This window comes from Glacieibacterium sp. (assembly GCF_965200405.1).
Classification (GTDB): domain Bacteria; phylum Pseudomonadota; class Alphaproteobacteria; order Sphingomonadales; family Sphingomonadaceae; genus Glacieibacterium.
Map to the genome: position 1 here is coordinate 2,818,603 of NZ_OZ241356.1, position 14,389 is coordinate 2,832,991.

General features: G+C 67.4%; 13 protein-coding genes. 6 read left to right on the forward strand and 7 right to left on the reverse strand.

Going from position 1 to position 14,389, the window contains the following annotated elements; genetic code table 11:
* Positions 1-39: 39 nt before the first annotated feature.
* On the forward strand, positions 40-1,080 hold the full coding sequence (locus ACOFKW_RS13085; protein WP_419814588.1) for a PQQ-binding-like beta-propeller repeat protein: 1,041 nt from the start codon (positions 40-42) through the stop codon (positions 1,078-1,080).
* A 12-nt stretch (positions 1,081-1,092) separates the two neighbouring features.
* Here the strand turns inward: ACOFKW_RS13085 and glcF are convergent, their stop codons facing one another.
* From glcF to ACOFKW_RS13100, 3 genes are read right to left on the reverse strand one after another with little or no spacing between them, the layout of a single operon-like run.
* Positions 1,093-2,373 carry a glycolate oxidase subunit GlcF gene (glcF, locus tag ACOFKW_RS13090; RefSeq protein ID WP_419814589.1) on the reverse strand — a complete coding sequence of 427 codons (1,281 nt, stop codon included), beginning with the start codon at positions 2,371-2,373 and terminating at the stop codon, positions 1,093-1,095.
* Complete coding sequence (glcE, locus tag ACOFKW_RS13095; protein ID WP_419814590.1) at positions 2,373-3,533, reverse strand: glycolate oxidase subunit GlcE; 1,161 nt, start codon at positions 3,531-3,533, stop codon at positions 2,373-2,375. Before glcE ends, glcF begins: the two co-directional genes overlap by 1 nt.
* Positions 3,534-3,537: 4 nt before the next feature.
* Positions 3,538-5,016: an FAD-linked oxidase C-terminal domain-containing protein gene (locus tag ACOFKW_RS13100; protein ID WP_419816942.1), complete on the reverse strand. Its 1,479-nt coding sequence runs from the start codon at positions 5,014-5,016 to the stop codon at positions 3,538-3,540.
* A gap of 183 nt (positions 5,017-5,199) precedes the next feature.
* On the opposite strand from ACOFKW_RS13100, the gene ACOFKW_RS13105 reads away from it, so the two are divergent.
* Together ACOFKW_RS13105 and ACOFKW_RS13110 are read left to right on the forward strand one after the other, a co-directional pair.
* On the forward strand, positions 5,200-5,913 hold the full coding sequence (locus ACOFKW_RS13105; protein WP_419814591.1) for a GntR family transcriptional regulator: 714 nt from the start codon (positions 5,200-5,202) through the stop codon (positions 5,911-5,913).
* A gap of 23 nt (positions 5,914-5,936) precedes the next feature.
* The gene (locus ACOFKW_RS13110) at positions 5,937-6,782 is read left to right on the forward strand and encodes a fumarylacetoacetate hydrolase family protein (protein ID WP_419814592.1); all 846 of its coding nucleotides are present in this window, start codon (positions 5,937-5,939) and stop codon (positions 6,780-6,782) included.
* Between the two features lie 10 nt (positions 6,783-6,792).
* On the opposite strand, the gene ACOFKW_RS13115 is transcribed toward ACOFKW_RS13110, so the two are convergent.
* Positions 6,793-7,533 (reverse strand): SDR family oxidoreductase, encoded by a 741-nt coding sequence (locus ACOFKW_RS13115; RefSeq protein ID WP_419814593.1) that lies wholly within the window; start codon positions 7,531-7,533, stop codon positions 6,793-6,795.
* 187 nt (positions 7,534-7,720) lie between these two features.
* Here ACOFKW_RS13115 and ACOFKW_RS13120 point away from each other — a divergent pair, with 187 nt between their 5' ends.
* From ACOFKW_RS13120 to ACOFKW_RS13130, 3 genes are read left to right on the forward strand one after another with little or no spacing between them, the layout of a single operon-like run.
* Positions 7,721-8,227 carry an SRPBCC family protein gene (locus tag ACOFKW_RS13120; protein ID WP_419814594.1) on the forward strand — a complete coding sequence of 169 codons (507 nt, stop codon included), beginning with the start codon at positions 7,721-7,723 and terminating at the stop codon, positions 8,225-8,227.
* Between the two features lie 58 nt (positions 8,228-8,285).
* Positions 8,286-10,388, forward strand: coding sequence for a peptidyl-dipeptidase Dcp (dcp, locus tag ACOFKW_RS13125; RefSeq protein WP_419814595.1), 2,103 nt, complete (start codon positions 8,286-8,288; stop codon positions 10,386-10,388).
* Positions 10,385-11,512, forward strand: coding sequence for a zinc-binding dehydrogenase (locus tag ACOFKW_RS13130; RefSeq protein ID WP_419814596.1), 1,128 nt, complete (start codon positions 10,385-10,387; stop codon positions 11,510-11,512). The genes dcp and ACOFKW_RS13130 overlap by 4 nt, the downstream gene beginning before the upstream one ends.
* 6 nt (positions 11,513-11,518) lie before the next feature.
* Here the strand turns inward: ACOFKW_RS13130 and ACOFKW_RS13135 are convergent, their stop codons facing one another.
* The 3 genes from ACOFKW_RS13135 to ACOFKW_RS13145 all read right to left on the reverse strand — a co-directional run bounded on the left by ACOFKW_RS13135 (position 11,519) and on the right by ACOFKW_RS13145 (position 14,051).
* Complete coding sequence (locus ACOFKW_RS13135; protein ID WP_419814597.1) at positions 11,519-12,523, reverse strand: PfkB family carbohydrate kinase; 1,005 nt, start codon at positions 12,521-12,523, stop codon at positions 11,519-11,521.
* 145 nt (positions 12,524-12,668) lie between these two features.
* Complete coding sequence (locus ACOFKW_RS13140; RefSeq protein WP_419814598.1) at positions 12,669-12,977, reverse strand: hypothetical protein; 309 nt, start codon at positions 12,975-12,977, stop codon at positions 12,669-12,671.
* A 258-nt stretch (positions 12,978-13,235) separates the two neighbouring features.
* Entirely contained in the window at positions 13,236-14,051 is an 816-nt protein-coding gene (locus ACOFKW_RS13145; protein WP_419816943.1) for a transglutaminase-like domain-containing protein, read from the reverse strand.
* Positions 14,052-14,389: the final 338 nt, after the last annotated feature.

Genomic DNA, 14,389 nt, shown 5'->3' on the forward strand with positions numbered 1-14,389 from the left:
GGCGTGTTGGTCGGGATATTGCGGCCTCGAGGTGAGAATTTGATAGTCAGAACAGCTGCCGTCGCGTCGATCATCGCGTCGGCCTTGGCCTTGACCGGTTGTCAGAAGGCTGCCCCGGAAAAGGCGCTGATCTATGTCTCCGACGAGCGCGGCGACCGGGTCGTCGTCGTCGATCCGGCGGCGGGCAAGGTCGTCAAGCAGATCGCCGCGGGGCAGCGGCCGCGCGGCATCCACCTGTCCAGCGACGGCGCGACGCTGTTCGTCGCGGTGTCGGGCTCGCCGATCGGTGGGCCTGGTGTCGACGAGAGCAAGCTGCCGCCGGCCAACCACGCCGCCGATGGCATTGCGGTGGTCGATGTCGCCAGCGGCACCGTGCAGCGGGTGCTCAAGGCGGGCAACGACCCCGAGACGTTCGTGCAGAGCCCCGACGGCAAGACCATCTTCGTCTCCAACGAGGACGACTCGCTGGTCTCGGCGGTCGATGTCGCGGGGGCCTTGCCGACCCGCCAGGCCAAGGTCGGCGACGAGCCCGAGGGCGTCGCGATCAGCACGGACGGCGCGCGGTTGTTCGTCGCCAGCGAGGCGTCGGACACGGTGACGATGCTCGACGCAGCGACGCTCAAGGTCCGCACGACGACAGCGATCGAGGGGCGTCCGCGCGGCCTGCTGGCGGCGGCGGACGGCAGCGTCGTCTATGTGTCGGTGGAACTCGGCGGCAAGCTGGCCGTGCTGTCGGCACGCGATGGCAAGCTGCTGAAGTCGATCGACCTGGCGGCGGGCGACAAGTCGATGCGGCCGATGGGCATCGTCGAGGCACCGGGCGGTAAGTCGCTGTTCATCACCACCGGTCGCCACGGTTCCGTGCTGGAGGTCGATCCTGCGGCGGGACGGGTGGTGCGCAGCATCGCGGCCGTCGGCGCCCGGCCCTGGGGTATTGGGACCGTCGACGGCGGCAAGCTGCTGGTCACGGCGAACGGACCGTCGGGCGATATCAGCCTTGTCGATCGGACCAGCGGCGCGGTGACGTCACGGATCAAGGTCGGCGTCAGCCCGTGGGGCATGGCGGTCAGCAAGCCCTAGCGGCGCGCAGGCTCAGGCGAGCTCCACCGGGCGGGGGCCGCCGGTTGCCCAGTCGAGCAGCTCGACCGTGTGCACCATGTTCGCGCCGCCCGACCCCAGATGCCCGATGCAGCCGATGTTGCCGGTGGCGATAACCGGCGCGCCGGTCGCCGCGATCGCCGCCAGCTTGCGGTCACGGAGTTGCCCCGACAGTTCGGGCTGGAGGATGCTGTAGGCACCGGCCGAGCCGCAGCAGATATGGCCCTCGCCGATCTCGCGGACGTCGAAGCCGGCCGCCGCCAGCAATGCGCGCGGCTGGCGGCTGATGCCCTGGCCGTGCTGCATCGAGCAGGCGGAGTGATAGGCGACGGCCTGGCCGGTCGGTACCACCGGCGGTTGCAGGCCCAGCGTCGCGACGACCTCGGTGACGTCCTTGGCCAAGGCCGAGATTGCCGCGGCGCGCGTCGCCCATTCCGGGTCGTTGCGGAACATGAAGCCATAGTCCTTGATCATCGTGCCGCAGCCCGAGGCGGTGACGACGATCGCGTCGAGGCCGCTGGCAATCTCGCGCTCCCAGGCGATGATGTTGGCCTTGGCGAGCCGCTGCGCCTCGTCGCTCTTGCCCATGTGATGCGCGAGGGCGCCGCAACAGCCGCCGCCCTGGGCGATGACCATGTCGACACCGTGGCGGTTGAGCAGGCGCACCGCGGCGTCGTCGGTCTGAGGCCGCAGCACCGGCTGGACGCACCCGGACAGCAGCGCCATGCGCGCGACCTTGGCGGCGGTGGCGGGGTAGTTGCCGGGCTTGTCGGCGTGTCCGCGCGGGGCCGAATGAGCCGGGACTGTTGCCAGCATTCCCTTAAGTCGCCCGGGCAGCAGTCCGGCAAACGGCCGGGCGAAGCGTCCGAGCGTGACCGCGGCGCGGAACAGCGGCCGCCGGGTCAGCACCGTCGCCAGCATCGAACGCAGCAAGCGCTCGGGCAGCGGCCGGGTGTAATGATCCTCGATATGCGTACGGGCGTGGTCGACGAGGTGCATGTAGTTGACGCCGGACGGGCAGGTGCTGACGCAGCTCAGGCAGCTGAGGCAGCGGTCGATGTGCTTGACCGTCGAGGGGGCTGGGGCGCCGCCCTTTTCCAGCATCTCCTTCATCAGGTAGATGCGACCGCGCGGGCTGTCGAGCTCGTCGCCGAGCAGCAGGTAGGTCGGGCAGGTAGCGGTGCAGAAGCCGCAGTGCACGCACTTGCGCAGGATGCCGTTCGAGTTGGCGATCTCCGGATCGGCCAGCTGCACGTCGGTGAAACTGGTCTGCATCAGCGGGTCCCGTAGAGGCGGCCGGGGTTGAACATGCCGCGCGGATCGAAGCGCTGGCGGACGCGCTCGCCGAGCAACGCCAGCCCCGCCTCGAGTGGCTGGAACACCGATTGCGCGGCGCGGACGTCGTCGGGCGCGCGGAACAGCGTCGCGTGACCGTCGGCCGGGCCGACGACACCGGCCAGCGCGGCGCGCACCGTTGCGGCGTGGCCGTCCGCGGCGGGCGGCAGGAACAGCCAGGCCAGTCCGCCACCCCAGTCGATCAGGGCGCGGGCCTGCGGCAGGGCGGCGATCAGTGCCGGGGCGGCGCTCGGCGGCAGCGAGACGCGCCAGACGATCTCGCCGGGCCGGGCGAAGGCGACCACGTCGCGGACCTGCGCCCACAGCGTCTGCGACGCCTGGTCGTCGAGGATGTCGACCGGCACCGCGAGCAACGCCGACAGCTGCTCGATGCGCGCGGCGACCGAGACGGTGACGCCCTCCAGCCGGAGCAGGGTGCGCGGTGTGTCGCCGTGCGGCAGGTGTGCTGCCCCCGTGACGGCCGTCGAGGAGTTGAGTGCCACCGTCATCGCAGCGACCGCTTCGGCGACACCCAGCCCGTCGATGGCGAGCGTCGCGGTGCGCGGCGGCGCGGGTAGGACCTTGATCGTCACCTCGGTCAGCACGGCCAGGGTGCCGAGCGATCCGGCGAGCAGCTTGGGCAGGTCGTAGCCGGTGACGTTCTTGATGACCTTGCCCCCGGCGCGGAAGATTTCGCCGCTGCCGTTGACGGCCTCGAAGCCGAGGAAGTGATCGCGGGCCGATCCGGCGGCGGGGCGGCGCGGACCAGCGAGGCCCATCGCCAGGGCGCCGCCCAGCGTGCCGGCGCCAGTGCCGTACAGCGCGCCGACCGCCGGGGGTTCGAAGGCGAGGCATTGGCCCCGCTCGGCCACCGCGGCGTCGATTTCGGATAGCGTCGTGCCGGGCAGGGCGGTGAGAACGAGCTCGGCGTGGTCGTAGTCGATGATGCCGGCGAGGCGTGAAGTGTCGAGGACAGCGTCGGCGACGACGGGGCGACCATAGCCGCGGCGGGTCCCTGTCCCGATAATATCCAGCGTTCCCAGGGTGTCACGGACGATGCTTGCAATGTCGCTGGCGGACTGCGGTACAAGGACTTGCATTCGCTCAGAACCGCGGCAGGTCGGGGAAGCGGGTCGCGCCGTGGTGGACATGCATCTTGCCGCCCTCGGCGCAGCGGCATAGCTGCGGGAAGACCTTGCCGGGGTTGAGCAGGCCGTCGCTGTCGAAGGCGCATTTCAGCTGCATCTGCTGGTCGAGCGCGGCCTTGTCGAACTGGTGGGTCATCAGGTCGCGCTTCTCGACACCGACGCCGTGCTCGCCGGTCAGGACGCCGCCGACGTCGACGCAGGTGGTCAGGATCTCGTTGCCGAACGCCTCGGCGATTTCCAGCTGGCCGGGGATGTTGCTGTCGTACAGGACCAGCGGGTGGAGGTTGCCGTCGCCGGCGTGGAAGACGTTGGCGACGCCCAGGCCGTAGCGCGCCGACATTTCGGCGATGCGCGACAGGACCAGCGGCAGGGCGCGGCGCGGGATGGTGCCATCGATGCAGTAATAGTCGGGCGATATCCGGCCGATAGCGGGGAAAGCGGCCTTGCGCCCGGCCCAGAACAGCACCCGCTCGGCATCGCTGGTCGAGGCCTTGGCGTAGCAGGCGCCGTCTGCCAGCGCGAGCTTCTCGACCAGGTCGATGAGGTGGTGGACTTCGGCCGGGGTGCCGTCGAGCTCGGCGATCATCAGTGCCTCGACATCGAGTGGGTAGCCTGCGCCGACGAACGCCTCCGCCGCGTGGATCGCCGGCCGATCCATGATCTCCAGCGCCGCCGGGATGATGCCGGCCGCGATGATCGAGGCGACGCAGGCACCCGCCGCCTCGACGGTCGGGAAGCCGAGGAGCAGGGCGCGCTGGCTCTCCGGCTTGGGCAGGATGCGGACGGTGACCTCGGTGACAATGCCGAGCAGTCCTTCCGAACCGCAGACGATACCGAGCAAATCATAGCCCGCCGCATCCAGCGCCTTGCCGCCGAGCCGGACCACGGTGCCGTCGATCAGCACCATCTCGACCCCAAGGAGGTTGTTACTGGTCATGCCGTATTTCAGGCAGTGCACGCCGCCGGAGTTCTCGGCGACATTGCCCCCGATCGAACAGGCGATCTGGCTCGACGGATCGGGCGCGTAGTAGAAGCCGCGCGACGCCACCGCCGCGGATATCGCGAGGTTGGTCACCCCCGGCTGGACCACGGCGCAGCGGTTGTCATAGTCGACCTCCAGCACCCGGTTGAAGCGCGCCATGCCGATCACCAGCCCGTCCGCCAGCGGCAGCGCGCCGCCCGACAGCGAGGTGCCCGAGCCGCGCGGCACGATCTTCAGGCCGGTCGACTGGCAGTATTTCAGGATCGCCGAGACCTCGGCCGTGGTGCGGGGCAGGGCGACCGCGAGCGGCAGCTGCTGATAGGCGGTCAGGCCGTCGCACGAATAGGCCGCCAGCTCGGCAGCTTCCTCGATGACGCCGTCGGCCAGCACGCCGCGCAGGCCGGCGATGAGCACGGACCGGTTGGCCAGTGTCGTCGCGTCGGGGATCGGCATCTGCACGGATCGTCACTCGCTCCAGGTCACGCACCACCGCGTAGTATACAGGGCGATTTTCCTCAAGGGATGGCTGGCGCGACATCGTAACAGATGGCAAGTCACCCGGATGGCTTGACCCGGAATATAGTGTACAACGCCGGGACAGCCGATGCTGTGGGGGTTCGAGATGACGCTGCTGCCATGATCACGTCGCCGGGTGTGTCCGACGTGACGCCGCCGACCCTGCGCAGCCATGTCGTGCGCCGTCTGCGCGCCGAGATCATCGACGGCCGTTACCGGCCCGGCGACCGGCTCAACGAGAGCCAGATCGCCCGCGAGTTCAATATCAGCCGCATCCCGGTTCGTGAAGCGCTGAGCCAGCTGCAGGAGCAGGGGCTGGTGATGAACCACGAGCGGCGCGGCATGTTCGTCGTTCGCCTCGGTGCGGACGAGGTGCAGCAGATCAACAGCTTGCGCATCGTGCTCGAGGCCGAGGCGATGCGGCTGGCGCGGGCCCGCCTGACCCCCGAGGTCCGCGCGGAACTGACCGAGCTGGTGATCAAGATGGACGCATGGGAGGGGCCGCTGATCGATGCAGCCGCCCTCGACCGCAAGTTTCACAGCGTCATCTGGCACGCCGCGGGCAATCCGTACCTGGTGCGGACGCTCGATTCGCTGACGGTGTCGCTGTTCGCGCACAAGGCGCTGGAGCACGACAGCCAGGAGGTGCGGCGCTGGCGCTTGAACCATCACCGGGCGCTGCTCGACGTCGTCACCGGCGACTCCGACACCGATCCGCAATTCGCCATGCTGACCCACCTGCGCATGGCCTATACCGAGCCCGAGCGCTATTCGAGCCTGGGGGTGAGCGCGACGGTCGCGCCATCCACCAGGTCGGGCAAGCCGGCTGTTTGAACTCCTGATCCGGGAATGATGCGATGAAATTGCTGCGCTACGGACCTGTCGGGCATGAGCAGCCCGGCGTTCTCGACAAGGCTGGCCGGGTGCGCAGCCTGGCCGGCATCGTCGACGACATCGACGGCGCCCTGCTGGCGAGTGGTTTCGCCGCGCTAAGCGGCATCGATTTCGACGCGCTGCCGCTGGTCGCCGACGAGGTGCGCATCGCCGAGCCGGTCGCGCGGGTCGGCAAGTTCATCTGCATCGGGCTCAACTACCGCGACCATGCCGCGGAATCGGGCCAGCCGATCCCGTCCGAGCCGATCATCTTCACCAAGGCGACCTCGGCGATTATCGGGCCGAACGACACCGTGCTGCTGCCGCCGACCTCGGCCAAGGCGGACTGGGAAGTCGAACTCGGCCTGGTGATCGGAAAGGAGTGCCGCTACGTCAGCGAGGCCGATGCGATGGACCATGTCGCCGGCCTTTGCGTCGTCAACGACCTGTCGGAGCGCGAGTATCAGCTGGAGCGCGGCGGCAGCTGGGACAAGGGCAAGGGCTGCGACACCTTCGGCCCGTTCGGTCCGTGGCTGGTGACGCTCGACGAAGTCGACGATGTCGGCAATCTGGCGCTGTGGCTCGACCTCAACGGCCAGCGCATGCAGACCGGCAACACCTCGGCGCTGATCTTCAACGTGCCGTTCATCGTCCACTACGTCAGCCAGTTCATGAGCCTGCAGCCCGGCGATCTGATCACCACCGGCACGCCGCCCGGCGTCGGCATGGGCAAGAAGCCGCCGATGTGGCTGAAGGAAGGCGATGTGATGACGCTGGGGATCGACGGCCTCGGCCAGCAGCGCCAGGACGTGAAGCGCTACGGCGCCTAGACGCGCCGATCTACAGGCTCATCCCCCCGTCGATGATCAGGTTCGCCCCGGTCATGAACGTCGCCTCGTCGGATGCAAGCAGCAGGGCGACGGCGGCGATCTCCTCGGGAGTGCCGAGGCGGCCCATCGGCTGGCGGGCGATGAAGGCGGCACGTGCGGCAGCGACGTCACCGGTCGCGGCCATGCGGTCGCCCAACGACGGACTGTCGACGGTGCCCGGGCTGATCGCGTTGCAGCGGATTCCATCGCCGACGAAGTCGCGCGCCACCGACATGGTCAGGCCGATGACGGCGGCCTTCGACGTGGCATAGGCGAAGCGGTCGGGGGCAGCCATCACCGTCGATGCGACCGAGGCGATGTTGACGATCGACCCGGCCCGGCGCTCGCGCATCGCGGGCAGGAAGGCGCGGATGGTGTTGGTCATCGACACGACGTTGATGTCGAAGCTGCGCCCCAGGTCGGCGGGCGAGCCGGTGAGGATCGTCCCGGTGGCGACCCAACCGGCGCAATTGACCAGAACGTCGACCGCGGGATTGGCGGCGGCAACCGCCTCGACCTCGGCGGCGTCGGTGACGTCCATTCGCGCCGTGCGGATGTCGGGGCCGGAGAAGATCGCATCGAGCTTGTCGACCGCCAGGTCGGTGACGACCAGCGCCGCGCACTCGCGCCGGAAAGCCTCGGCGACGGCACGGCCGATACCCTGCGCGGCGCCGGTCACCAGGCAGGTCTTGCCGGCCAGCCTGCCGCTCATGTCGCGCTCGCCGCTGGTCCGGACAGGCTCATGACATCTCCCCTTGGATGGTCGCCGGCACCACGCCTTGTCGGTTTGAAAGTGCGTGCCGTGGTTCGGCGAGTTTCATAGCATCCCCGATTCAAGCCTGTTAAGCACCTTCGGCATCGATCGCGGGAATGCCGCGGCACGAATGGGGAGTTTTAACATGCGCGGATTAGTTTGCAGGCCGGTGTTGACGTGCCTTGCGGTCATGGCGCTTGCCGGTGCTGCATCGGGCAGCCGGGCCGCCGATTTCGTCGCGATCAGGCTGTCGGTTCCGGTCGCGCGCCCGGCCGATGCGGTGTGGAGCAGGGTCGGCGGCTATTGCGCCATCGCCGAGTGGCTGAAGGTCAGCTGCGACTATGGCTCCGGCACCGGTGAGGTCGGCACCGTGCGCCGGCTGCGCGATCGCACGGTCGAGGAGGCGATGGTCGCGCAGACCGCCCATTCCTACACCTATTTGCAGACCGTCGGATCGATGGTGCCGTTCGCCTATCACGGCACGCTGGCGGTCGAGCCGGCCGGCAAGGGCGCATCGACGCTGCATTACACGCTGTTCTACGACCAGGGCGCGATGGCGTCGGACACCGTCCGCGCTTCGGAGAAGGCCCGGATGACGACGCGTTTCCAGACCGCGCTGGAGACGATGAAATCACTCGCCGAGGCAAAATAGGCTCGGCCCAAGCGAAAGTGTATCGATGACTCTCGTGCGTCTCCTGTCCGGATCGGCAATGCTTATGATGGCCAACACTGCCAGTGCGGCGCTGCCGCCGACCAATCCCTTCGCCGCCGAGAGCACGCTGCCCTACCAGGCGCCACCGTTCGACAGGATAAAGGACGCCGACTTCGCGCCGGCGTTCGAGCAGGGCGTCGCCGACAAGCTGGCCGAGACCCGCAAGATCGCCGACAATCCGGCCGCGCCGACCTTCGACAACACCATCGTCGCAATGGAGCGCTCGGGCGCGCTGCTCGACCGGGTCAGCGCGGCGTTCTACGGCGTCAACTCGGCCAACACCAATGACACGCTGCAGGCGATCCAGAAGGAGCAGGCGCCCAAGCTGACCGCGCTGAGCGACGCGATCTACCTCGACGTACCGTTGTTCGCGCGCATCCAGGCGCTGTACGACAAGCGCGCCACGCTCAAGCTCGATCTCGAGCAGGCGCAATTGCTCAAGGTCATCCATGAGCGTTTCATCAAGGCGGGCGCGCGACTGTCGGCACCCGACAAGGTCAAGCTGCGCGAGCTGAACGGCCAGCTGTCGCAGCTGCAGACCGAGTTCCAGCAGAAGTTGCTCGCCGCGACCAAGGCGGGGGCGCTGGTCGTCGACGATCCCGCCAAGCTGGCCGGGCTGGGCGATGCCGGCATCGCGAGCGCGGCGGCGAGCGCCAAGGATCGCGGCCTGACCGGCAAATGGGTGCTACCGCTGCAGAACACCACGCAGCAGCCGGCGTTGGTCTCGCTCAGCGACCGGGCGACGCGCGAGGCGTTGTTCGAGGCGAGCTGGACCCGCACCGTCAAGGGCGATGCCAACGACACCCGCGCGACGCTGTCAAAGATCGCGCAACTGCGCGCCCAGAAGGCCAAGCTGCTCGGCTTTCCGGACTATGCATCGTACACCCTGTCGGACCAGATGGCGAAAACGCCCGAGGCGGCCAAGGCGTTTATGGCCAAGCTGATCCCGGCCACCGCCGCCCAGCAGCGCCGCGAAACCGCCGAGATCGCCGCGATGATCAAGTCGGGGGGCGAGACGTTCGCGCCGCGTGCCTGGGACTGGAACCGCTACGCCGAAAAGGTCCGCAAGGCGCGCTTCGACCTCAACCAGGACGAGGTGAAGCCGTATTTCTTGCTCGATACTGTGCTTGAGAAGGGCGTGCTGTTCGCCGCCAACCAGCTGTACGGCATCAGCTTCAAGCCACGCACCGACATTCCGGTCTACCATCCCGACGTGAAGGTCTTCGAGGTGTTCGACAAGGACGGCTCGGCGATGGGCCTGATGTATTTCGATTACTTCAAGCGCGACAACAAGAACGGCGGCGCGTGGATGAGCGAGTTCGTCGGCCAGTCGAAGCTGCTCGGCACCAAGCCGGTCGTCTACAACGTCGCGAACCTGCCCAAGCCCGCGGCGGGCCAGCCGGCGTTGATCACCTCCGACGACGTGCGCACCATGTTCCACGAGTTCGGCCATGCGCTGCACGGGTTGTTCGCCGACCAGGTGTATCCGACACTGTCGGGCACCAGCGTGGCGCGCGACGTGGTCGAGTTTCCGTCGCAGTTCAACGAGCATTGGGCCGACGATCCCAAGGTCTTCGCGAACTATGCCGTGCACTACCAGACCGGCGCGCCGATGCCACAGGTACTGGTCGACAAGATCCGCAAGGCCGACAAGTTCAACCAGGGCTATCAGCTGGGCGAGCTGATCGCCGCCGCCGAACTCGACATGCAGTGGCATGCGCTGCCGGCGTCGGCGCCGCTGCAGGATGCCGACAAGTTCGAGGCCGAGGCGCTGGCCAAGACCGGGCTCGACATCGCCGACGTGCCGCCGCGCTATCGGTCGAGCTATTTCAGCCACGTCTTCTCGGGCGGCTATGCGGCCGGCTATTACGCCTATCTGTGGACGCAGATGCTGGAGAACGACGCGTTCGCGTGGTTCAAGGCGAACGGCGGCATGACCCGCGCCAACGGCCAGCGCTTCCGCGACCTGATCCTGTCACGCGGGCACACGCTGGATTACGACGTCATGTTCCGCAACTTCTATGGCAAGGATCCCGACATCGGGCCGATGCTGGAAGATCGCGGGCTGGTCGCAACGACGAAACAAGGGAGAGCGACATGAGCGATCAGCGGCACGGACTTGAGCTTCGTTCGACGATCCTGGCGGAAGGGTCGCTGACCCTGTCGCTGGAGGATGTCACGGTCGCCGCACCCGGACCCGACGAGATCGTCGTGCGGATCGAGGCCGCGCCGATCAACCCGTCGGACCTGGGCCTGTTGCTCGGGCCCGCCGACCTGGCGACGCTGCGGACCGGTGGTACTTCGGAGCGCCCGACGCTGATCTTCGACGTCTCGGAGCGCCGGCTGGCGACGGTCGCGGCACGGGTCGGCCAGTCGATGCCGGTCGGTAACGAAGGCGCCGGCACGGTGGTCGAGGCCGGTGAGAACGTCGCTCACCTGCTCGGCAAGAAGGTCGGCATGATCGGTGGCGGCATGTACACACAGGTTCGCAAGATCGCGGCGCGCGACGCGCTGGTACTGCCCGACGGCGCGAGCTCGGCCGACGGCGCATCGATGTTCGTCAACCCGCTGACCGCGCTCAGCTTCGTCGAGACGATGCGGATGGAGGGACACAAGGCGATCGTTCACACCGCCGCTGCGTCGAACCTCGGCCAGATGCTCAACCGTATCTGCCTTGCGGACGACGTGCCGCTGGTCAACATCGTTCGGGGCGAGGCGCAGGTGGCGCTGCTCAAGGCCGCCGGGGCGACATGGGTGATCGACAGCAGCACGCCCGATTTCGAGGCGGCGCTGACTGACGCGATCGCGGCGACCGGGGCGACGCTCGGCTTCGATGCGATCGGCGGCGGCAAGCTGGCGGGCCAGATCCTGACGGCGATGGAGAACGCGGCCAATCGCAACCCAGGCGAGTATAGCCGCTATGGGTCCACGACCTTCAAGCAGGTCTACATCTACGGTGCCCTCGACCTGGGACCGACGAGCCTGAACCGTACCTTCGGCTTCTCGTGGAGCCTGAGCGGCTGGCTGCTGTTCCCGTTCCTGCAGAAAGCCGGGGCGGAGGTTGCGGCGCGGTTGCGCAAGCGCGTCGTCGACGAGCTGAAGACGACGTTTGCCAGTCATTACACCGCCACCATCGGGCTGGCCGAGGCGCTGAAGCCGGACATACTGATGGCCTATCAGCGCAAGGCGACCGGCGAGAAGTACCTGATCAACCCGACCCGCTAGAGCGGCTCAGCGTCGGACGTCGAGGCCACCGGCGGCAAAGGCTTCGAGGTCCGCCGGGCGGAACAGGCTGGCGTCGCCGGGCAGCGAGTGCTTGAGGATGGTCAGCGCCAGCCCGCTCCGGGCCGCTTCGCCGGCGTCCTTGCCGTGGCGCAACGCGTGGAGGACACCGGCTGCGAAGGCGTCGCCGGCACCGATGCGGTCGACGATGCCGGAGATCACCGCCTCGCCGGTCTGCACATGGCCGGCTCTGGTATCGATGCGCGCGGACAGGCGGTGGCAATCGACGCTTTCGACCGTACGCGAGGTCGACGCGATCATCTCGAGTTTGGGAAACGCCGCGAACGCTGCCGCCGCCGCCTCCTGCCGCCGTTCTTCGCCATCTCCGCCGAACTCGCGGTCGAGCAGCAGCGCGATGTCGCGGTGATTGCCGAACAGCAAGTCGGCGTGCCCGACAAGCTCGGTCAGGATAGCGCGCGGATCGCTGGGCCAGCGTTCCCAAAGCTTGGCGCGGTAATTGCCATCGAACGAGACCGGGATGCCGCGCTCGCTGGCAGCGCGAGCCGCTGCGATGGCGCTCTGCGCCGGCACCGGACCGAGGGCGGGGGTGATCCCGGACAGGTGCAGGCGATCGACACCCTGCAGCAGCGCCGGCCAATCCCAGGCGTCCTGCGGTAGTTCGGCAAAGCTGGAGTGCGCGCGGTCGTAGATGACCTCGGTGGCGCGCATCCCGGCGCCGGAGGTGACGAAATACAGCGCCATCCGGTCGCCAGCCAGCTGGATGCCGCCGGTATCGACGCCGTGGCCGCGCAACGTGCTCAGGGCAGAGCGCCCGAGGTCGTTGTCCGGCACCGCGCTGACCAGCCCGGCATCATGCCCCAGCCGCGCCAGCGCCGTCACGACGTTGGCCTCCGCGCCCGCCACCCAGACCTGCAACGCGGGGGTCTGCAGCAGCAGTTCGCGCCCCGGCGGCGACAGTCGGAGCATGATCTCTCCGAACGCGAGGAACTTCATTGCGGCTTCCCGATAGTATCGCGCCCGAGCGGCAGCGACACTCCGGCATAGCGCCGAAACCTCCGGCTCGCCAAGTCCGGACAGACGACTGCCCATGGTGCCGGGCTGATGGCACCATGGGCAGGATCAATCCGATACGCCGGGGCTATTCGTGACGAGCCTTGCCGGCCTTCTTGTACTCGGCGATCTCGTCCTTCGTCGCCTTGCGGCCGTCCTTCATATATTTGCCGCCCTCCTTGGTGACGCCGTCGGCAGCGGAGGCCACGGCAGGCGCTGTCGCAGGTGCCTCTGCAGCAGGTGTCGCGGCGGGTGCGGCAGCGGGATCAGGCGCTGCCGGGGCCGCAGGCATGGCCTGGTCGACCGGCGCCGTCGCAGGAGCGGCGGACTGGGCCTGCGCTACCATCGGCAGCATCAGAAGCGTCGTCGCGCCGACAAGCATTGTCGTGATCTTCATGGAGTATCTCCTAAGTCGATCCACTCAACCTCAAGATGTCAACATCGAGGCGAACAGTGTTTCACCGGGAATCAATAGTCCAACCCGGTGAAAGCAAACTAGACTAGACGTAGCGGTATAGCGAGAGCTGTATCGAACAGTCTATCCCGGCTGAGGTTCGGACTGTCCCAAAGTGGAGGATCATCGCAGGGTATTCCGCCGTGACGAACCGTACTGCAGCCAAACCTCATGCTGCAGAGGCAAGCCGCCGGCGATAATTCAACCCTGCTCGGGGATTTCGTCGGTGTGGACCTTGAAGCCGTTGAGCCAGACCGGCCCGAAGGTGGTGGTCAGCGCCGTGTCGGTGGCATCGCGGCCGCGCGCCATCAGGATGCGTCCGATCCGCGGGTGATTGTGGCGCGCATCGAAAACATGCCACGCGCCGCCAAGGTAAACGTCGAACCAGGCATGGAAATCCATTGCCGAAGCCGCGGGCGGAACGCCGATGTCGCCGAGGTAGCCGGTGCAATAGCGTGCCGGGATGTTCATGCACCGGCACAGGGCGACCGCGAGATGGGCGAAGTCGCGGCAGACGCCGACCTGCTGCTCGTTGCCCTGCCAGGCGGTGCGCATCGGGTCCGCATATTCATAGCCATAGGTCATCTGGCGGTGCGCATAGTCGACGATCGCCTGGACGCGGCTCCAGCCGGGTTCGACATGGCCGAACAGGTTCCACGCCAGGCCCGACAGGCGATCGGTTTCGCAGTACCGGCTGCCGAGGAGATAGACGAGGATATCGTCGGGAAGCTCCTCGACCGGATGCTGGCGCGCGTCCGGCGACTGGATGTCCGGAATACCGCTGTCGTGGATGAGCAGGTCGCAGCTGAGTACAGTGTCGCCGGGGGGCAGCGTCAGGCGCGTGCAGACGTTGCCGAAGCTGTCGATATACTCATGGTGCGGAACGCCGCCCGAGACATGGACGTGATCGGGCTCGAGCAGGTCGCCGGCGCGTGAGGGATGGACCTTCAACATTGCCGTCATGGCCGTCGGCACGTTGACGCCAAGAACGATCTCGAACCCAGCTCGGATTAGCATCGACACCTCTGTCAGGCTGTTGCCGGCGGCGACCAGCGGGACGAAGGGTGGAGGCTGAGTTGTGCGCTTACAAGTGGAAAGTCACACAATGACGACGGACGTTTAGCGACCGTAGCGATCTGATTTCGAAGCCTGGGCGAAGCGGTGCAGTCCATCGGTGCGATCCGATGTGGCCCGACGCTCCCAAACATCGTCGGAAGCGGAGAGCCACCGCAACATCGCCTGGAGGGCATTGAAAAGCGAACGCATGGGAAATCCGGCAGCTGGTGGCATGTTCACGGATATACGCATGCCAAGCGATTTGGTTCTGCGTCTCCGAAATAAATTTTTAACATCAA